Genomic DNA, 20,269 nt, shown 5'->3' on the forward strand with positions numbered 1-20,269 from the left:
GCTCCCGGCGATGGATTTGCCGCAGCGTAGCGCAGGGGAGGGCGACAGGACAAGAAGAGGTTGGCGCGTCCACGAGGATGAGACGCGGGCTTGTCACGGCGTTGCCTCGGCAAAAGGCTGGACATTTTCGTTAAACGCGGCATGTTGCCATCCATGAACTCCAAACTTCGGCTCTACGCCTATTCCATCCCGTGGAACATATTTCTCCTGACCGTGGGCAGCTTTCTTATCGCCATGTCCATCAAGTCGGTGGCCGTGCCGCACGGATTCGTGACCGGCGGCGTGTCGGGCATCGCCCTTTTGATCTACTACTTCACGGAAACGCTGACTCCGGGACTGTGGCTCTTCGTCCTGAACATTCCCATCGCAGTGATCGGCTGGGTCATGATCAGCCGCAGATTCGTGCTGTACACGGCCTATGGCATGTGCGCCATCACGGCCTGGATGGAGATCATCAGCTTCACCCTTCCCGTGCACGACCATCTGCTCGCGGCCATTGCCGGTGGGGCCATGCTCGGCGCGGGATCGGGAATAAGCATGCGTTCCCTCGGATCGTCCGGCGGGCTCGATATTCTCGGCATCCTTTTGCACCAGCGTTTCGGATTCCGCATCGGCCAGGTCAGCTTCATATTCAACGCGGCCCTGTTCACCGTCAGCTTCTCGCTGCTGGAGACGGACATGGTGCTCTATTCCCTGATCATGGTTTTCGTGACCAGCCAGATCATGGATTATGTCCTGAGCATGTTCAATCAGCGCAAGCTTGTGTTCATCATCTCCGATCATGCGCAGGTCATTTCGGACGCCATCATCAAGAGCGCCAACCGGGGCGTGACCCTGCTCGAAGGGCGTGGCGGGTACACCGGGCAACCCAAGCAGGTGGTCATGACCGTGGTCAACAACGTGCAGCAAAAAAAACTTGAGGAATTGATATTCACTCTCGATCCCGACGCATTCGTCATTTTCGAGAACACGTTCAACGTCATCGGCAAGGGGTTTTCCCGGCGCAAGGTGTATTGAGCGCGGCGGGGGACAGGAGCGTACTGGCCAAGCCTGTGCCGGACGGGCAGATTTTCGCACATCAACGCATGGGTCAGGAAACATGAAGAAAATTTTGCGCAGTTTGATTCTCGGGGTTTGGACGGCGGTTTTCATCTCGCTCCTGAGCGCCTGCGCGGGCAAGCCCCGCCCCGAGATCCTGCCCGATTCCGGCCCTGCGCTGGTGGAGACGGACGAGACGCCGCAAGGTCCGGCACTGCTTTCGGAAATCGTCCTTGCCGTGCCGCAGCGGGCAAGCCTTGCAGTGCAGGTGTCGGATCAGCCGCTCATGGCCCCGGCGGAGCAGGTCGCCATGCACAACCAGGCCCTGGAGCGTTTTTTTGCGCCGTGGAAGCAGGTGCGTGCGTCATTGTCCGCGAAAGACATTTCCTGGGGCGTGCGCGGCCTCGGATCCAAACAGGGCTACGCCGAAAATCTGCAGCCGTATCCGCAGGACCGGTGGGTGCATGTCGTGGCCTTGCAGGATCTGCCCACATATCCCTCCTTGAGCGCTCCGGCCATCACCGTACGCAACACCTCCATGCGCGTGCTGCCCTCGAACCGGCCGTTTTTTCTGGACCCGAAACGGCCCGGCGAAGGCTTCCCCTTCGACTATTTTCAGAACACCGCCGTGTGGATGGGCACGCCTGTCTTTATCACCCACGTCTCTTTGGATCGGGCCTGGTATTACGTCGAGACGGCCTTTGCCAACGGATGGGTGCGTAGCGAGGACGTGGCCCTGACGGACGAGAATTTTTGCGCGCAATACGAATCAAGGGCCATGGTGGCCCTGCGCAAGGACGAGACTTCGCTGATCGGGCAGGACATGTTTCTGGGACAGACCCATATCGGGGCCATTTTTCCCCTGCATTCCCGGGGTGGGCAGGGTTTCATGGTCAAGGTTCCTGTCCGGGACGCCACGGGCCGGGCAAAGGTGGCCCTGGCCGAGCTTGGCTATCTGCAGGCGTCGCGCATGCCGCTGCCGCTGACTTCGCGCTCCGTGGCAGATCTGGCCGACGCCATGTCCGGGCAGCTCTACGGATGGGGAGGCATGTTCGAGAATCGCGACTGCTCATCCACCATGCGCGATCTGTTCCTGCCCTTTGGCATCTGGCTGCCGCGCAACTCCTCGCAGCAGGCGAAACACGGAGGAGAATCCCTTTCCCTGGAGGGACTGGACGCTGTCGCCAAGCTGCACGCCATCCGCACCCAGGGAGTGCCGTTTGCTTCCCTGATCTGGCTGCCGGGCCATATCGGGCTCTACCTCGGCACAAGCGACCGGAACGAACCGCTCATGCTGCACAATCTTTGGGGCGTGCGCACCGCTTTGCCGGAAGGGGGCGAAGGGCGTGCCGTGGTCGGTCGTCTCGTAATCTCGACCCTGCGCCCCGGCGAGGAGCGGGACGATGTGCGTCGGGACGACTTCCTGGACAAGGTGCGTGGATTGACGCTGATCGGCGCGAAGTCTTCCGTGATCGGGAAATAGAGACACGCGGATGTTCGTCGTGACGATATGCGGATTCACGCCAATCAAAAAAAATGGCGGGCGCATCCTTGAGAACGAGAAGCAGGAGCTACGAAGAATTGATACAAGCACGGAAAAGAAAAGGGCTTGCGCGGGGGCTAGACCAGGATGAGGTTGTGAAAAAAAGGTCATTCCCCGGGTGTGTTTTCCTTGTCTCATGTCTGCAGGTAGTGACAAACAATCATATTGAATAACCATCAGCGGGGCCCGATTTCGGGTCTCGCGCCTTATCAGCGGGAGATGGCCATGACGGCAACAAAATCAGTGTTCAGTGTCTGCGGCATGTGCACCGTGCGCTGCCCAATCCAGGTGGATGTGCAGGACGGCAAGGCCGTTCGCGTCCAGGGTAACGAATTTTCTCCGCTCAAGAAGGGGCTTTGCGCCCGCGGGGCGGCAGGTATCGCCCTGGAGCAGGATCCGGAAAAGCCCCAGACTCCGCTCATTCGCGTGGGCGAGCGCGGCGAAGGCAAATGGCGGGCAGTGTCCTGGGACGAAGCCCTGGATTACGTGGCCGACAAACTCAAGGGGATCATGGCCGAGCACGGCCCCCGTTCGGTGCTGTGGAGCGACCGCGGAGGTCCCTTCCCGGATCTGCATCAGGCCTTCATGCGCGGCATCGGCTCGCCCAACTACTGCAACCATGACGCCTCCTGCGCCCGCAACGTGCAGCACGGCGCGCAGTCCGTCATAGGCGTGGGCCGCAAGATGGTGGCCTATGACCTGCGCAACGCCAAGCACATCATCCTCCAGACCCGCAATATCATGGAGGCCATCAACGTGGCCGAGGTCAACGCCGCCCTGGACGGCATCGCCGGGGGCGCAAAGCTGACCGTCATCGACATCCGCGGCAACGTCAGCGCGAGCAAGGCCGACAATTTCTTCCTCATCCGTCCCGGAACGGACTACGGCTTCAACCTCGGCGTCATCCACGCGCTCATTTACGAGGGGCTCTACAACAAGGAATACGTCGAGCAGTTCGTGGACGGCTTCGAGCAGCTCAAGGAATTCGTGAAGCCCTACACGCCCGAGTGGGCCGCCGCCGAGACCGGCGCTTCGGCCGAGGCCATCGTCGATCTGGCCCGCCAGCTCTCCGCCGCCGCCCCGAGCGTGGTCTGGCATCCCGGCTGGATGGTCGCCCGCTACAACGACTCCTTTCAGGTCTGCCGCACAGCCTACATCATCAACGCCCTGCTCGGTTCCATCGGCGCCAAGGGCGGACTGCCCTTCGTCAATGCGGCCAAGGAAGTGGGCCGCAAGGGCCTGAAGAAGCTGGTCGATCTCTTCCCCAAGCCGGAAGAGAAGCGGGCCGACGGCGTGGGCTGGAAATACCCGCAGTTCGACGGCGGCCCGGGCCTTGTGAACCTTGCCTATGACGCCATCGTCACGGGCGAACCCTACCCCGTCAAGGCCTACCTCTGTTTTCGCCACGATCCGCTCATGGCCATGCCCGATCCCGAGGCGTTGAAGAAAAAATGGGCCGGGCTCGACCTTCTGGTCAGCATCACCTTCTCCTGGTCCGACACGGCCTGGAATTCGGATGTGGTTCTGCCCCTGTCCACCTACCTGGCGCGTGAGAGCATCATCGCCGGCAAGTCGGGCCTCAAACCCCAGTTCTTTGTCAGGCACCGGGCTCAGGAGCCGACCTTTGACTCCAAGGCCGACTGGGAAATCATCTGCGGTCTGGCCAAGCGCCTGGGTCTTGATCCCCTGGCCTTCGAGACCATCGAGGACCTCTGGAACTACCAGTTGCAGGAGACCGGCGTGAGCATCGAGGACTTCAAGGCCAAGGGTTTTGTGGAATTGGCCGACAAGCCTCTGTACCGCCCCATGTCCGAAATCAAGCTGCCCACGCCATCGGGGAAGATCGAGATGTTGAGCGGCAAGTGGGCCAAGGCCGGACATGACACTCTGCCTCCGTACGTTTCTCCGGCACGTCCGCCGCAGGGGATGTTCCGCATCGCCTTTGGCCGGGTCGGCGTGCACACCCAGGGGCACACGGTCAATAATCCTCTCCTGGCCGAGCAGATGCCCGAGAACGTGGCCTGGATTCACACCAGCCGCGCCGCCGAGATGGGTATCGCCGACGGCGACCTGGTCGAGGTCTTCTCGGTCAGGGGTGAAAGCGGAAGAATTCGGGCGTTTGTGACGGATTGCGTGCATCCGGAAGCCCTGTTCATGGTTCACGGATTCGGGCACAAGCTGCCGGTGGAATCGCGGGCCATAGGCAAGGGCGCGGCCGACCATGAGCTCATGCCCGGCGGTCTGGAAAGCTGGGACAAGGGCGGGGGATGTCTCTCCATGCAGGAACATTTTGTCGGCGTGCGCAAAATCTAGGGGGCAGCGATGAGCAATTACAGAATGAAATTGGACAAGAAGCGTTGCATTCACTGCAAGGCCTGTGAAGTGCACTGCAAGGTCAAGAATAATAATCCCGTCGGGATCAAATACGCCGTACACACCTCCGGCAAGCCAGAACTCAAAGACGGCAAGATCGTGATGAAGGCCTCTTTTCGAAGCTGCTATCATTGTGACGACCCCGCCTGCGTTGCGGCCTGTCCCACGGAAGCCATGGTGCGCCGGGAGTCCGATGGTCTTGTGTACGTGGTTAAGGACTTGTGCATCGGATGCGAGGCGTGCATCGCGGCGTGCCCCTGGAACATTCCTGTCCTGCACGAGGAGGACAATATCGTCGGGAAATGCGATTATTGCATGGACCGCCTTGATGCCGGTCTGGAACCGGCCTGCGTGACTGCGTGCACCACGCATGCGCTGTGTCTGGAACGCAAGAAGTAAGGCTTGCTGTTCCCTGTCATTTCGACGCCCCTGGACTGGATGCAGTGCAGGGGCGTTTGTTCTGAAAAGAGGGCTCGACGCGTAATTCCAGGCCTTTTGTAAAAATTGAATCACTTGATACGAATTAAATGAACACGAAATGTTGAAGTCCCCTGAGTGCTGGGTTATGCGGGAGTACTCTTTGAAAAGGCTCGTGTTCAAATCAAACAGTTGGAGTGTGGCATGAAACTCAGATTTAAATTTGTCCTCCCGCTTTTTATTTCGGTGGTCGTCCTTGGCCTTGCGGGTGCGTTGCTCATCCGCTCGCAGTTGACTGATTTTCAAGGGCAACTGCTGCGCTCCATTGCCGAGGAGAAATCGCGCGAGGTGGACACTGCCATTGCCACGCTGGCGACTCAGGGACTTGAAAAGGCCGCGCTTTTTTCCCGGCGCACGGATGTGGTGCAGGCCTTTGAGCTGGCTCATATGGGTAATATCGAAAATGAAGCGGATCCGCTCATGCAGCAGGCCCGGGACGAGCTCAGGCGGTTGCTTGAAGACGATCTGGCCGGGTTCAAGAGCGTCTCGGGCAAGTCCATGCAGCTTCATTTTCATCTGCCCAAGGCGCGCAGCCTGGTGCGCCTGTGGCGGGAGAAGCAGACCAAGCGCGGCGGGGAGTGGGTCGACATCTCCGACGACCTGACCTCTTTCAGGGAGACGGTGGTGCAGGTCAACACCAACGGCAAGCCCATCAAGGGTATCGAGGTCGGCAGCGGCGGTTTCGCCATCCGGGGCATAGCTCCGGTAGTGGATGCCGACGGCAAGCAGTTGGGGTCGGTCGAGACCCTTGAATCCTTCGAGTCAGTCATCGCGGGAGCCGCCTCCGGAGAAGGGCAGAGCATGGTCGTGTACATGAACGCCGCGAACCTGTCCGTGGCCACGGCCCTGCAAAATCCGGAAAAGAACCCCCTGGTCGGCGACAAGTTCGTTCTGGTCACACCCACCGAGGACGGCCGGGTCGAGGGTCTCGTGACTTCGGATTTTTTGCTTAAAGGACAGCAGGGCACTGTTTACGAACGATACGGCGATGTCGCGTTGGCGGCTTTCCCCGTCAGGGATTATGCGGGCGGGCAGGTCGGCGTTCTGGTCTATGTATTCGATGCGTCCTCCTGGACCTCGGCGATCCGCGATGTGGGATTCTATATCCTGGCCCTCATGGCGGTGGTGCTCATAGCTGCCGGATTGATCAGCTCGTTTGTGCTCATGCGTCTCATCATCCGCCCGCTGTCGCTCATGAAGACGCGTATCGTCGACATCACGGAAGACCGGGCCGACCTGACCGACAGCCTTGCGGTCACGTCCAGCGACGAGATTGGCGAGCTGTGTTCCTGGTTCAACAAGCTCATGGAGAAGATCCGGAACATGCTCGCGAGTGTGGCGCAAAGCTCGAATCAGGTGGCCAGCGCCTCCCAGGGGCTGTTGCAGCTGGCCGGCAGCCTGAACGGCTACGCGGACACGATGACGCAAACTTCCAAGGCGGCGGCATCCTCCACGGACGACATGAGTTCGAACATGAACACCGTGGCGGCGGCCATGGAGGAGTTCACGGTCAACATCAGCACCGTGGCCACCAATTCGGATGAAATGAGCTCGACCATCTCCGAGATCGCGGTCAGCACCGGCAAGGCCAAGGAGATGACTGTCCGGGCCGTGTCCGCCGCGAGCAAGGCCACGGCCCAGGTCAGTGAGCTGGGCGCGGCAACGAGGGATATCGGCAAGGTGACAGAATCCATCACCGCCATTTCCTCGCAGACCAACCTGCTTGCGCTCAATGCCACCATCGAGGCGGCCCGGGCCGGTGATGCCGGACGGGGTTTTGCCGTTGTCGCCAACGAGATCAAGGAACTGGCTCAGCAGACCGCAAAGGAGACCGAAGAGATCCGCAATCGTATCCAGGGCATCCAGCAGGCGACCGGTCATACGATTTCGGAAATCGCAGAGATCACTGAGGTCATCGGTGATGTGGACGTCATTGTCGGGTCCATCGCCGCAGCAGTTGAAGAGCAGTCCGTGACCACGCGCGACATTGCCGAAAACGTCGGCCAGGCCTCTGTCGGAGTTCAGCAGGTCAATGAGAGCGTGGCCCATGTGGACTCGGTGGTGCGCGACATCGCCCGTGACGTGGGGCAGGTGCGCAGCGTCGCCGAGGAAGTAACCTCGACGGCAAAATCCGTGCACGAGAATGCGCAGAACCTGTCCGGTCTGGCCGAGGGCCTTGACACCATGGTCAGCAAGTTCAAGATTTAGGAGCGCAAAGTTTCAGGTCCGGTTTTATGGAGAACCCGCCTGGCGTATGTCGTGAAGAAATGATTGGCAGGAGAGTCGTCCTTTGGGGGCGGCTTTCCTGTTTTTGGGGATTCTTCGCTCCGTCCGGCGCTTGGTTACGGGCTGAGCCTGGGACGTCATTTAAAAAAAGGACACGTGATGCTGAATATCGGATGTCATCTTTCCTCTTCCAAGGGCTTTTTGGCCATGGGGCGCACGGCCATCGAAATCGGTGCGAGCACGTTCCAGTTCTTCACGCGCAATCCGCGCGGCGGGAAGGCCAAGGATATCGACCCGGCGGATGTAGCCGCGTTCAGGGCGCTGGCCGTGGAGCATGGACTTGGCCCCTTCCTGGCTCACGCGCCGTACACGCTGAATCCGTGCTCGGCCGATGCCAAGGTCAGGAACTTTGCCCTGGAGACGATGCGGGACGATCTGGCGCGCATGGAGCATCTTCCCGGAAACATGTACAATTTTCATCCCGGAAGCCATGTGGGGCAAGGCGTGGACGAGGGGATACAGCTCATCGCGGCGCAACTGGACGCCGTGCTCACGATGCAGACGATGACCTTGGTCCTGCTTGAAACCATGTCCGGCAAAGGTAGCGAGGTCGGGAGTACTTTCGAGGAGTTGCGGGAAATCATGGACCGTGCGCGGATGCCGGAAAAGATCGGGGTCTGTCTGGACACATGCCATGTTCATGACGCGGGATACGATATCGTAGGAGACCTGGACAGCGTGCTGGCCGAATTCGATCGAGTCGTCGGCCTTGAAAATCTGCACGCAATTCATCTGAACGACAGCCTGAATCCCAGGGGCAGCCGCAAGGATCGTCACGCCCGGATCGGCGAGGGGCATATCGGGCTGGCGGCATTTAGGCGCATCGTCAATCATGCGCGCTTGCGGCATCTGCCGTTTTATCTGGAAACGCCGAACGAACTGCCGGGATATGCCGAAGAAATCAGGCTGTTGCGTGGGATGCAGCAAGAATGGCCCGCTGGCCAGGCCGTGACGTAAAAAGCGCTTTGAGCATTTGCTTCGGGACCGGGGCCTGCCCTGAATGACGGGATCGAAGCGTGTTTGAACCCGCGCATGTCCAGGAGCGGGATTTTACCGGCGTCCCGTTCGCGGACCGTGCCTCCCGAGGCCGAAGAAGGGCGATGGTTTTTATCGGCGATGCATCATGCGGGCAGGAAGATGCTGATCACGACCTTGCCGTCCTTGCTGCTCACGATGGCGTCCCCGCCGTGCGTCCTTGCGATAAGCCGAGCGGAATATGTCCTGAGCCCGGTTCCGCTTTTTTTGTCGCATGCGTATTTTTCGAAGAAGATATCCCGAAGTTCCAGGGGCGCTTCTGTCTTGCAGGTGATGTCGATCCGAATCAAGCTCGATGATTTGGATTCAATGGACACCAGAACGGAGTCCTCTTGCGGGGAAGCCTCCACGGCCCAATCGACGATGTTCCAGATCATGGAGTGGCAGAGCAGTTCCTCGCCCATGAAATGAACCGGGGCGGGGGTGTCGGCGCCGTTGACGATTAGTTGCAGCCTTATGCCGCGCGTCCGGGCGGCATCTTCGAGGGCCGAGAGGACCTTGTGTGCCTCGGCGGTCAGGTCCATTTTCGCGGGAGCCAGGGTGTAGGCTTCCTGCTCCATCTTGAAGAGCGCGGAGGAGAGATTGGTCATGGCCAGTAGCGAGCGCCCGGCGTCCTCGATGCGTTGCAGCATGTCGCGCAGTCCGTTGGAAAGATTTTCGTCCGAGAGCATGCGCTGCGGCAGGTCAATGACCGTGGTCAGGGGAGAGTTGAGGTCATGCCGCGTGATTTGCTCCACATCTGCCTTGAACCGGGCAGCTTCGCGCAGGGCGAGGTGATTTTTGACCCTGGCCCTGACCACCGCGCTGCTGAAGGGCTTGGTGATGAAGTCGGCGGCACCGAGGTCAAATCCCCGGGATTCGGTGGCCATGTCGGAGAGGGTGGTTACGAAGATGATCGGAACGTCGGAAGTTGCCGCATCGCCCTTGAGCTTCGCGCAAACTCCAAAGCCGTCCAGTCCGGGCATCATGATGTCGAGCAGAATGAGGTCGGGGGGATTGGCGGCGACACTTTCCAGGGCCGCGAAGCCATCGGATGCCGTGCTGACATCATATGTGTCGCCGAGAAATTCCACCAGAATGTCGATGTTCACTTCAGTGTCGTCGACAATCAGGATTTTGGAACGTTTCTTTCCGGTCATTGGTTATCTATCCATAAGGCCCTACAGGCCTGGGTGGCGGAAGAATTATGTCACCTGTCGAAAGAAAGCATTGAACCGTTCAATGTTCGACAATGCCTGATAACTGTTCACAAAACAATTGGATGCTGTTGGCGCATGCGGATTGCGTGCTTACAAAACAACATGTGAATACGGCAAGATGTGTCACGCTCGGACTCGCCAATACATTTTTCTTACAAAAAAAAGCAAACCGTGCGTCACCTCTTGGCGTACCATATAGTTTTGACCCGCTGGGAGGATCAGCGGAAGCCAAAACAAAAAAGCCGTCATTTCTGACAGCTTCGTTGTTTGCGGCATTCAAGTAAACGTAATGTTTTTTAAGCGTTTAAGTGGTGGAGCTACGCGGGATCGAACCGCGGACCTCTTGAATGCCATTCAAGCGCTCTCCCAGCTGAGCTACAGCCCCACAACGCGAAGCCGCCTTTTGATACATTCGCCATCGGCTGTCAACAGGAAAAATTGTCATACGCTCAAGTATGGCGCAAAAGGTTCGTCCCTGATAGGGGGGCCTGACAAATCCGGCCTTGAGAGCTTTCCAGATCGACGTGGTTCGAAGGAGCCAGGCGGCCGGGGCGGGCTTTTTTCCGATGTCGGAAACCGGCCTGTCGCAACCTTAGCGGAGATTTTTTTGATGCGATTTTTTTTGAAGATGGTTTTATTCACTGGTTTTTGCATTTTGGGGCCCGGAGTGCTCCTGGCGGCCGAAAAGGCTCCCGGGCAATGGGATATCGATATGGAGCATTCTTCCGTGGGTTTCCGGATTCGTCATATCGTGGGCTATGTGCCCGGCGTCTTCAGTCGGTTTTCCGGCCAGGTCGAGTATGATGCAGCCTCGCCCGAGAAAAGCCAGTTCTATTTTTTGATCGACAGTTCAAGCGTTCATACCGGCGTACCCGCTCGTGACGATCATCTGCGCAGCCCGGATTTTCTGGATGTGGAAAAGTCGCCCCGGATGATTTTCGCTTCCAGAAAAGTGGTCCTCGAAGAAGGCGGCGTCCTCGCCGTCACCGGAGACCTGACCATCCGCGACGTGACCGCCGAGGTCAGGGTTCCGCTGCGGGTGCTCGGCATCGCACCTCATCCCTTCACGGACAAGATGCCCGGCACCAGGGTGCTCGGCCTGCATGCCGCGTTTTCCATAAACCGCCTGGATTTCCACGTGGGCTCCGAGGAATGGACCCGGATGGGTGTCATGGGCGAAACCATTGATCTGACTATCGACATGGAGCTGCTGCAACGCTAGTACTGTCCTCCGGTCCGGGGCCCACTCCCGGTCAACTTGCCCGCAGCCAGAGGAAGCATGGACAGTCTTGAGATTCATCTTCGGCACGTCGATGTGGATTTGGGCACAGCCCGCATCCTGCACGACCTGAACCTGACCCTTGGTGGTCGTGAACATTTCGCCGTTCTCGGCGACAACGGGGCGGGCAAGACTACCTTGCTGCGCCTGCTGGTCGGCGAGCTGTGGCCTTCGCAGCGAAGCTCCGGCCAGCGCATCTACCGCCTTTTCGGGGAAGAATCTTCGTCGCCCATCGGCGTGCGTCCGCATGTGCGCCTGGTCACGCCTTCCATGGCGGATTGGTACCTGCGCCACGACCTGCGCGTGCCGGTCTGGGAAATCATCTGCGCCGGGCTGCACAACACCCCCTTTCTCTATCACGAACCTGCCGAGGCCGAACGCGAAAAGGCGCGCGCCCTGGGTCTTGAAATGGGTTTGGGGCTGGTCCTGGATCGTCCCATGCGGGCGGTATCCACGGGTCAGGCCAAACGCGCGCTTTTGGCCCGGGCGCTCATCGCCTCTCCAAAACTGCTCGCTGTCGATGAACTGACCCAGGGGCTGGACCGGCAAGGGCAGCTGAAGCTGCTCGATGCGCTGAACCGCATCGCGGCCACGGGCCGCACCCGCCTCCTGGTCAGCGGTCACGGCCTGCTGCCGGTGCCCGAAGAGGTCCGGGGGCGGATATATCTTGAGCACGGACGTCTGGTGGATCGACCAGCGCAGGTACGACCCGGCACCCTGGAACTGCCCCAGGGGCAGGCCGCCTCGGCCCGGTCTGGCGTCGTGGTCGAGCTTGAATCCTGCACCGTGGTCATGGAAGGCCGCGCCGCCGTGGACAACCTGAGTTGGACGGTCAACAGCGGTGAATGCTGGGGCGTGCTCGGGCACAATGGCGGGGGCAAATCGACTCTGCTGCAGCTTGTCACCGGATATCGACGGCCCTGGCCGGGAGGCGAGGCGAGGTGGTTCGGACGTTCGGGGCTCACGCGCATGGCGCAGATCCGGGGCCGCATAGGCATTCTGGCTCCCTGGATCGGGGAGCGCATCGAGCCCAAAGCCACCTGCCGCGACGTGCTGCTTTCGGGCCTGTGCGACGGATTGGGCGTGCATCGCGGCCTTTCCGAGGCGCAAGTCAGCCAGACGCGGGAGCTGGCCCGGGCCTGGGGCATGGAGGACTGGCTGGACCGGCCCCTGGGTTCGCTTTCCTACGGTCAGGCGCGGCAGGTCATGCTGGCCCGCGCCGTTGTGCATGGTCCGGAACTCTTGGTCCTGGACGAACCTTTTTCCGGCCTCGACGCCTCCTGGCAGGCGCGCATGGTCGAACTGCTTCGGCACTGGGCCGACCAGGGGCGCACCCTGGTGCTGGCCACCCATTCTCCGGAATACATGGACGAGCTGCTGACCCACGGACTCATCCTCGACCAGGGACGGCTCGTGGCCGCCACGGAATGGTCCGCATTGCGGCAGACTCCCGCCTTTGCCGCTCTTTTCGAAAGCGCGGAGCGGCCGGCAGGCGGATCATGAACATCGTCTGTCTGGATTCGAGCCTGGGCACGGCTCTGGCCGACCTCGGACACACCGTGAAGGACCTGCGTCCGGGGGCGGGCATCGTGCGCCTTGCCCCGCTTCTGGGGGATTTTGTTCCCGACCTCTTGATCCAGCAGGAAGCCCTTGGCCCCCGGACCCTCGTCGTCGATCTCGACGCTTTTTCCTGCCCCAAGGTTTTCTGGTCCATAGACACGCATTTGAACAGTTTCTGGCATCAGTATTACGCCCGCCTTTTCGACCTCTTCTGCACAACCCAGAAGCATTGGCAGGCCTGGTTCCGGGAGCGGGGCACGGCCCGGACCCTGTGGCTGCCCTGGTATGGATCGCAGCGCGCCCTTGCGCCCTGGGACGAGCGGCGCAGGGGGTTGGGGTTTGTAGGCCGGGTCACCCCGGAGAGGCCGGTCCGGGGATGGTTTCTGGACTGGCTCAAGGAGTTGGGGCCGCTTGAGGCGCGGGCGGATTTGGGCTTTGCGTCCATGCTCGATTTTTACGACCGCAGCCGGATCGTGCCTAACGAATCCATTTTCGGGGAGATCAATTTCCGCCTGTTCGAAGCGGCTTCCTGCGGATGCGCCCTGATCAATCCGGCTACGCCCGGCCTTGAGGAACTGTTCATCCCGGACGAGGAGGTGGCCGTGTATCGCGATGGCGCGGAGCTTGCCGCCTGGGCCCGGCGGCTGGGTTCGGAGGATCTGCTGGCCCGCAGCATGGGCCTGCGCGCCCGTGAGCGGGTCAGGCGCGAGCATCTGCCAGAGCATCGCGCCACGACGCTGCTGGACGCGGCCGAAGATATCGGCGGCCGGTCGGCGGCCGGGGGCGTCGAAGCGCGGGTGGCCTGGTGGCTGACGCTGTATCATCTCTGGGAGGCCGGGCGGCTGGACATGGACGCAAACGCTCTTGCGGCGGGGCTTTCGGCCCTGCCCCTGACGGAAGAGATTCTGGCCGTATTGCTGCGGCTGCAGGCCCGGCTCGGCCGGGACGAGTTCATGCGCCTGGCCGTGCCGGTGGCGGAGAAAGGGCAGTACGAGTCCTCGCCAGAAGTCAATCTGGCGGGCGGCATGGGGTCGCTCCGGTTTGAGGATGTGCGCCTGTCGCGTCTTTTTTTTCTGCGGCACAGGCGTCACTGCGCGCCTTCGTCCCCGGACCCGGGGAGCACGCCGCTTTTGATTTGCCTTGCCTGGGCCAGGGAGCTACAACGTTGCAGGCAGGTTTTCAGGCCCGGATTCGTGTTCAACCCCAAGAAGCACCTGCCGGCATCAAGCCTGGAATGTCTGGTGCTGGCCAGCGAATTCGAGCCACAAAACACGGACGTGTACCGGGAGATGGCCCGAATCCTCGCCCGCGACAGCGGATGGGACGGCCTGCGGCTCAAGGCCCTGTCCTATCTCTCATTGCGCGAACGCACGAACTGGCGGCTGACATTGGAACTCGGGGCCACCAATTGCCGTGCCTTTCGCGTGCGGCAGGGCCTCGAAGAACTGCTGGCGGCCAGGGACGAAGCCCTGCGCCAGGGGCAGGAAGATCGCTTTTGGCGACGGCTTGAGGCCCATGACGAATCCGGACGGATCCGGGACCTGCTGCGCCCCGCGATCGTTCCGGGAACGCACGCAACCTAAGCACAAGGCGGATATGCTCGAAACACTGCGCATTCGGAATCTGGCCCTCATCGACGATGTCGAGCTTGAATTTTGTCCGGGACTGAACGTGCTCACGGGCGAATCCGGCGCGGGCAAGTCTTTCATCCTTCGCGCCCTGGATTTCATCCTCGGCGAGCGCATCGCCGCCGACCTGGTCCGCCCCGGCCGTGAAAAGGCCCTGGTCGAGGCCGTGTTTCACCTTGAAGGCGAGGAGCTTTTCCTGCGCCGCGAACTCTCCGCCAAGACCGGCCGCAGCCGCCTCTTCATCAACGACGACCTGGGTTCCCAGGAGCGCCTGGCCGAGCTTCGTCCCCGCCTCCTGATGCACACCAGCCAGCACGGTCAGCAACGTCTGCTTTCGCCGGAACATCATGTCGAGATCCTGGATGCGTTCCTGGCGGATCCGCAAATCCTTGTCTCCCAGCGCGAGGCCCGCGAAGCATTGCAGGCCATCCTGGCGCGCAAGGCCGAGGTGCAGCGGCGCATGGCCGGGCTGCTGGAGCGGCGCGAATTTCTGGAATTTCAACTGGCCGAGATCCGCAAGGTGGACCCCCGCCCCGGAGAGGAAGATGAGCTGCTGCGCCTGCGTGACGCTTCCCGCAGGGCCGAGAAGACCCATGCGCTGGCCGATGAAGCCCAGGGCCTGCTGCTGGGCGAGAACGGCCTGCAGGACGCGCTGACGTCTCTGGAACGGGCCCTGGCCGGGCTGGGCGAGGCGGACGAGGGATTTGGCGAGCATGCCAGGGAGGTCGGGCGTTTTCGTGATGGCATGTCCGACATGGTGCGCGACCTGCGCGCCCTCGGTTCGGACCGGAACGCGGATTTCGATGCCGAAAAAGTGGAGAAGCGCCTGTGGGAGCTGCAACAGCTGCAGCGCAAGCTCAAGCGATCCCTGGATTCCATCGTGGCGCTTGGCGAGGAGATCGAGGAGAATCTGTCCTTCCTGGACGAAAGCGGCCTTGCCTTGCAACGCCTGGAAAAGGACGAGGTCCAGGCGGCGAAGGCCCTGGGGCTGGCCACGGCGGCGCTGAATTCCGCGCGGGAGGCGGCCTCCGTTGATCTGACAGCGGGGCTCAAGAGCGAGCTCGTCAATCTGGGATTTTCGGAGCATTTGCGGGTGCTGGTCGATTTTCGGACCCTGACCATCCATGCGGGGATTGACGAACTCAGGCCCCGGTTTTTATGGGTGCCCAACCCCGGTCTCGATGCCCAGCCCCTTGATCGTATCGCCTCGGGGGGCGAGCTGTCCCGTTTTCTGCTGGCCGTGGTCAGCCTGCGCGCCAGGGATCAGCTCCCGGCCCTGCTTTTCGACGAGGTCGATTCGGGTATAGGTGGGCAGACCCTGATCAAGGTCGCCGAGCGCATCCGCCTTTTGTCCGCACGCCAGCAGGTCATCCTGATCACCCACTGGCCGCAGCTGGCCCGGCTGGCCGACGAACATTTCGCCATCCGCAAGGAAGTTCACGATGGCGTGACCTACACCTTGTGCGCAAGCCTCTCCCCCGCCGAGCGTCAGGCCGAACTGGCCCGCATGGTGGGCGAGGTTCCACCCGTCACCCATGACCCAGGACAAGAGTCCGGGAATTTCATATGATCGACAGTCAAACACCATGCCGGGATCTGGAGGTTCTGTCCTGCCGTCCCGGAAGCGACCCTTCCCTCATCGACCTTGTGCTTTCCGCGCCCGGCTGGACATGCAAGCCCGGACAGTTCGTCATGATCCGCCCCGCGCATTGGGGCGTGGAGCTGGTCTGGCCCCGTCCCTTTTCCGTCTGCGACGTGTCCGACAAGGGCTTGCGCATCATTTTCCAGACCGTGGGACGCGGCACGCGCAAGCTCGCCGAGCTTGAGCCCGGACAGAAAGTCACGGTCTGGGGCCCGCTTGGACGCTGGTTCCGCATCGACGAGGCTCGTCCCAACCTGATTCTGGCCGGAGGAGTGGGCATCGCCCCCTTTGTCATGCTCGCCCGGCGCGAACGTACGGACAATCTGTCCATGCTCTTCGGACATCGCCTCGACCTTGAACATTATCCGTACGACGAGATAGCGGCCCGCATCAAAAGCGAGGCCATGCAGCAGAAAACCCCGGCCGACATCGCCCAGTTCGAGACGGTGCTCTCGGAGCGCATCAAGGCTCTGGCCGGTGTGGGGCAGGTGCTGGCCTGCGGGCCGGAGCCCATGCTCAAGGTCGTGCGCAAGTACTGTCTTCTGCACGGCACGGACGGCCAGGTTTCCCTTGAAAATCGCATGGGTTGCGGTGTGGGGGCATGCCTTGGCTGCGTCTGCAAGACCACGGCCGGGGACTACGTGCAAAGCTGCGTGCACGGTCCCGTCTTTGACGTGCGCGACATCGAGCTGGGGGTATAGTCATGGATCAGAAAGTACAGCTTGGACCCCTGACCCTCAAGAATCCGGTCATCACCGCGTCCGGCACCTTCGGGTACGGCCTTGAGTTCATGCGTTACGGCGACCTGTCCGCCATAGGCGCGATCTGCCTCAAGGGCATCTCCCTGGCTCCGCGCGCGGGCAACCCCATGCCGCGCATAGCCGAGACCCCGTGCGGCATGCTCAATGCCATCGGCCTGCAGAATGTGGGTGTGGAAAAATTCCTGAAGGAGAAGCTGCCCTACATTCCCGCCGGGGCGACGCTCATCGCCAACCTCTACGCCCAGACTCCCGAGGACTTCGGCGAGCTGGCCGGCATTTTTTCGACCGAGGACAAGATCGCGGCCCTTGAGGTCAACATCTCATGTCCCAACGTGCGCGAGGGCGGCGTCCAGTTCGGCCAGGACCCGCACATGGCGGCGGCTGTCGTCGGCGCGGTCAAAAAGCGGTCCGGAACCAAGCCGGTCATCGTCAAGCTGAGCCCCAACGTGACCGATGTGCGGGTCATCGCCAAGGCCGCCGTGGACGCGGGGGCGGACATGCTCTCGCTCATCAACACCCTCTCGGGCATGTCTGTCGACATCCGCACGCGCAGGAGTCGCCTGGCCAACGTGGTCGGTGGGCTGTCCGGCCCGGCCATCAAGCCCGTGGCCCTGCGCATGGTCCATCAGGTGGCGCAGGCCGTGAATGTGCCGATCATCGGCATGGGCGGAATCACCAGTGCCGAGGATGTACTGGAATTCATCCTGGTCGGCGCGCATGCGGTGCAGATCGGCACCTACAATTTCATGCGTCCCGACAACGCCTTTCGCCTGGTTGAAGAGGTGCGGGTGCTGGCCGAGTCGCTGGGGATAGAGTCATGGGATGACTATCGGGGGACGCTTCAGGTTTGAGCGGTTGCAGAGGAGTACTCAGAGAAATGCATGGATTCCCGCCTTCGCGGGAATGACATGGGTGACCTGCGTTACGTCAGCCGCTTGCCCATCTGTGGGAAAAGGCATGACCGCATATCGTGACGTCATCCCCGCGAAGGCGGGGCTCCATGCCTTACTGAGCGCGTCGCCCGTTAACGAGGCATCACCCAAGGAGGGAAGGGATGATCAAGAGATTCTGCGACATCTGCAGTGTGGAGATCAAGGGCCTCAAGGATGGAATCTACGAGGAACGCTACACGCTGGTCGTTGAGGACCCGGCCAATCTGACCCGCCTCGGCGGGCAGCTCGGCAAGATGAATCCGGTCATCGAGATGAAGCTCCAGAATAGCAACAATACCGATATCTGCCGAGAATGTCTGGAAAAGATTCTGGTCAAGGAGTTCCATCGGCGGGCCAGAAAGCCGGAGTAGCATGGCGGAGAGGTCTTTTTGTCCGCGTCTTTTGCCTGAGCGAAGATGCGGGGGCGGCCTTTTTTAGCTTTTACGCAGGACCGCGCCGTAGAAAAATTCACCCAATCCTTCCGAAGGATCGCTTGTGGATTGCCGCAGGCAGGAGAAAGAGGGATGGTCGCGGGTGAACCGTTCGATCTGCTTCTCGTTTTCTTCCGGATTGAGCGTGCATGTCACATAGGCCAGACATCCTCCCGATGTGAGAATATCGGCCGCTGCCCGGAGAATTTCTCCCTGCAGGGCGACCAAGCCCGCGCAATCGGCCGCTGTACGCTTCCATTTGATGTCGGGCCGCCGGGAGATAACGCCAAGGCCCGAGCAGGGCACATCAAGAAATACGGTGCGGGGCATCTGCAGCAGGGGATAGGGGCCTTGCCCCTGGGCCCGGAATGCCGGGATGTCAAAGCCGAGCCGCGCGCCTTCTGCCTTTAGCTGCCTCAGACGAAAGACATTGACATCCGACGCCCAGACGCTTTTGCCCCGTTCGGCCACCAGATACGTCTTGCCGCCGCGACCGGCGCAGGCGTCGAGCACGGGGGACGGCCAATGGTCAACGCCGAGGAAGTCCATGATTTTTTGTGCGGCAAGGCTCTGACGCGTCGCCGCCCCTTCGCTCACTGCCTGTTGCAGGAATTCCGGCCACTGCGTCACGGCAAATCCCCAATTCGAGGAATCCAGTTTCAGAGGCTGCAGATTGTTTCGCAGCTCTTCCGCCCGGGCGTGCCCGCGGTTGATTCTGACTCCCAGCGGCGGCGCGCCGAGTGTCGCCTGCAGGAAGGCCTGGGTCCGCTCCTTGCCGTAGCTGTTCAGCCACATGCGCACCAGCCACTTGGGGCAGGAGTACCAGGCGGAAAGGAACTGGTCGTGACCGGCGGTCTTGGTCTGGTAATAATCCTCGAAGCGCACGGCCAGCCCAAGGCGCAGCAGGCTTCGCAGCACGCCGTTGGCCACCTTGCCCATGGTCTGGTCCAGTCGTTCGCGCACCAGGGTCACCGCCCAGTCCAGGGTGGCGTAATCGGGGATGCGGCTCAGGAAAAGGAGCTCGTATATGGCCACGCCGAGAATGCGCTTCATGATGGGGGAGGTCTGGACCGGGTTCTTGAGCAACTGGGAGAGAAGAAAATCTATGCGTCCGCGCATGCGCAGATAGCCGTAGGCCAGTTCCGTGGCCAGTCCCTTGTCCTGTGGGGTCGCGGACGACGCGGACAGCACGTCGTCCACGGCGGCCTGCAGATCCTGGTTGTTGTCCAAGGTGCGGCGCAGGATGTCCATGACCAGGCGGCGGGCCGAGGGCGTGCTCATGCCAGGAACTCCTTGATGGCCCACTCGACCTTGTCCAGGGCGACGTCGGTATCCAGGCAGGGGCCGAAGGGGCGGGAGTTCAGGATGCCGTAGACGGGCAGCGGGTGGGTGTCCTGGATGCCGCTGGCCAGGTCGCGCTCGCAGGCCACGGCGATGATGAGCTTGGGCCGGTGCTGGACCACGATGCGCCGGGCGATGGTTCCGCCCGTGGCCACGGCCAGCTTGATGCCGTATTTGTCACGCAGGTTCAGCAGGCCCGCCAGGGCGCATTCGCCGCAGCGTTTGCAGTTGTCGATGTCGTAGGTCAGCCGGTACTTGCAGCGGCTGTTCTGGATGCAGTGGGGCATGAGCAGCAGAAGCCTGTCGGCGGGGTAGCGGTGCCCCTCGCCCCGGACCAGCTCGTTGTTGACCTTGATGAAGGAGGCCCGCACCGTCTGTTTGGGGATGCCCACCGCGCGTCCCAGCAGGGTCATGAGCGGCAGGAAGAGCTTGACCGTGATGCCGCGCAGGCGCTTGGCGAAGAGCACGGGGCGGCCTAGCAGGATGTTCAGGACCAAGGCCAGGGCCGCCCAGCCGATAGCCAGGATCAGGGCGACGGTGATGAAGCCGAAAACCCAGGGTGCGGCGGGATGGATGGTGGTCAGCCCGACAAAGGGGATGAACCAGACCATGGCCAAAAAGAGGCAGATCAGCACCGAAGAGCCGGTGATCAGACCGATGAAGACACGCTTGCGGGTCTGAAAGGAATCCCGGATCTCCTGTTCCAATGGGCTTCTTGTTTTGGCGCTCCTGGGACTGGCCATG

The 20,269-nt window shown here is 61.4% G+C and carries 16 protein-coding genes and 1 tRNA gene; 13 read left to right on the forward strand and 4 right to left on the reverse strand.

Annotated elements, in window-relative coordinates; genetic code table 11:
• The first annotated feature begins 153 nt into the window (after nt 1-153).
• The 6 genes from BMZ24_RS06430 to BMZ24_RS06455 all read left to right on the forward strand — a co-directional run bounded on the left by BMZ24_RS06430 (nt 154) and on the right by BMZ24_RS06455 (nt 8,674).
• The gene (locus BMZ24_RS06430; RefSeq protein ID WP_092190890.1) at nt 154-1,017 is read left to right on the forward strand and encodes a YitT family protein; all 864 of its coding nucleotides are present in this window, start codon (nt 154-156) and stop codon (nt 1,015-1,017) included.
• A gap of 82 nt (nt 1,018-1,099) precedes the next feature.
• Nucleotides 1,100-2,521 carry an SH3 domain-containing protein gene (locus BMZ24_RS06435; RefSeq protein WP_092190471.1) on the forward strand — a complete coding sequence of 474 codons (1,422 nt, stop codon included), beginning with the start codon at nt 1,100-1,102 and terminating at the stop codon, nt 2,519-2,521.
• 285 nt (nt 2,522-2,806) lie between these two features.
• Nucleotides 2,807-4,894, forward strand: coding sequence for a molybdopterin-dependent oxidoreductase (locus BMZ24_RS06440; RefSeq protein WP_092190473.1), 2,088 nt, complete (start codon nt 2,807-2,809; stop codon nt 4,892-4,894).
• A 9-nt stretch (nt 4,895-4,903) separates the two neighbouring features.
• Nucleotides 4,904-5,353 carry a 4Fe-4S dicluster domain-containing protein gene (locus BMZ24_RS06445; protein WP_092190475.1) on the forward strand — a complete coding sequence of 150 codons (450 nt, stop codon included), beginning with the start codon at nt 4,904-4,906 and terminating at the stop codon, nt 5,351-5,353.
• Between the two features lie 222 nt (nt 5,354-5,575).
• Nucleotides 5,576-7,639: a methyl-accepting chemotaxis protein gene (locus BMZ24_RS06450; protein WP_092190476.1), complete on the forward strand. Its 2,064-nt coding sequence runs from the start codon at nt 5,576-5,578 to the stop codon at nt 7,637-7,639.
• Nucleotides 7,640-7,816: 177 nt separating this feature from the next.
• The gene (locus BMZ24_RS06455) at nt 7,817-8,674 is read left to right on the forward strand and encodes a deoxyribonuclease IV (RefSeq protein WP_092190478.1); all 858 of its coding nucleotides are present in this window, start codon (nt 7,817-7,819) and stop codon (nt 8,672-8,674) included.
• A 164-nt stretch (nt 8,675-8,838) separates the two neighbouring features.
• On the opposite strand, the gene BMZ24_RS06460 is transcribed toward BMZ24_RS06455, so the two are convergent.
• Nucleotides 8,839-9,891: a hybrid sensor histidine kinase/response regulator gene (locus BMZ24_RS06460; protein WP_092190480.1), complete on the reverse strand. Its 1,053-nt coding sequence runs from the start codon at nt 9,889-9,891 to the stop codon at nt 8,839-8,841.
• 369 nt (nt 9,892-10,260) lie between these two features.
• Nucleotides 10,261-10,336, reverse strand: a tRNA-Ala gene (locus tag BMZ24_RS06465).
• Nucleotides 10,337-10,663: 327 nt separating this feature from the next.
• On the opposite strand from BMZ24_RS06465, the gene BMZ24_RS06470 reads away from it, so the two are divergent.
• From BMZ24_RS06470 to BMZ24_RS06500, 7 genes are all read left to right on the forward strand, one after another.
• Entirely contained in the window at nt 10,664-11,173 is a 510-nt protein-coding gene (locus BMZ24_RS06470) for a YceI family protein (RefSeq protein ID WP_161949061.1), read from the forward strand.
• 57 nt (nt 11,174-11,230) lie between these two features.
• On the forward strand, nt 11,231-12,733 hold the full coding sequence (locus BMZ24_RS06475) for an ATP-binding cassette domain-containing protein (protein WP_092190484.1): 1,503 nt from the start codon (nt 11,231-11,233) through the stop codon (nt 12,731-12,733).
• Nucleotides 12,730-14,373: a glycosyltransferase gene (locus tag BMZ24_RS06480; RefSeq protein WP_161949062.1), complete on the forward strand. Its 1,644-nt coding sequence runs from the start codon at nt 12,730-12,732 to the stop codon at nt 14,371-14,373. The genes BMZ24_RS06475 and BMZ24_RS06480 overlap by 4 nt, the downstream gene beginning before the upstream one ends.
• A 13-nt stretch (nt 14,374-14,386) precedes the next feature.
• Entirely contained in the window at nt 14,387-15,988 is a 1,602-nt protein-coding gene (locus BMZ24_RS06485; RefSeq protein WP_092190488.1) for a DNA repair protein RecN, read from the forward strand.
• The gene (locus BMZ24_RS06490; protein WP_092190490.1) at nt 15,985-16,761 is read left to right on the forward strand and encodes an iron-sulfur cluster-binding protein; all 777 of its coding nucleotides are present in this window, start codon (nt 15,985-15,987) and stop codon (nt 16,759-16,761) included. The genes BMZ24_RS06485 and BMZ24_RS06490 overlap by 4 nt, the downstream gene beginning before the upstream one ends.
• Before the next feature lie 2 nt (nt 16,762-16,763).
• Nucleotides 16,764-17,672 (forward strand): dihydroorotate dehydrogenase, encoded by a 909-nt coding sequence (locus BMZ24_RS06495; protein WP_092190492.1) that lies wholly within the window; start codon nt 16,764-16,766, stop codon nt 17,670-17,672.
• Between the two features lie 203 nt (nt 17,673-17,875).
• Entirely contained in the window at nt 17,876-18,124 is a 249-nt protein-coding gene (locus BMZ24_RS06500; RefSeq protein WP_092190494.1) for a hypothetical protein, read from the forward strand.
• A 63-nt stretch (nt 18,125-18,187) separates the two neighbouring features.
• Here BMZ24_RS06500 and BMZ24_RS06505 read toward each other — a convergent pair whose 3' ends face one another.
• Nucleotides 18,188-19,465: a transcription antitermination factor NusB gene (locus BMZ24_RS06505; RefSeq protein WP_092190496.1), complete on the reverse strand. Its 1,278-nt coding sequence runs from the start codon at nt 19,463-19,465 to the stop codon at nt 18,188-18,190.
• Nucleotides 19,462-20,268, reverse strand: a complete 807-nt coding sequence (locus BMZ24_RS06510) for a DUF116 domain-containing protein (protein ID WP_092190498.1) — start codon at nt 20,266-20,268, stop codon at nt 19,462-19,464. The genes BMZ24_RS06505 and BMZ24_RS06510 overlap by 4 nt, the downstream gene beginning before the upstream one ends.
• Nucleotide 20,269: the final 1 nt, after the last annotated feature.

Source organism: Desulfomicrobium norvegicum (assembly GCF_900114595.1).
In the GTDB taxonomy this organism is placed as follows: Bacteria; Desulfobacterota; Desulfovibrionia; order Desulfovibrionales; family Desulfomicrobiaceae; genus Desulfomicrobium; species Desulfomicrobium macestii.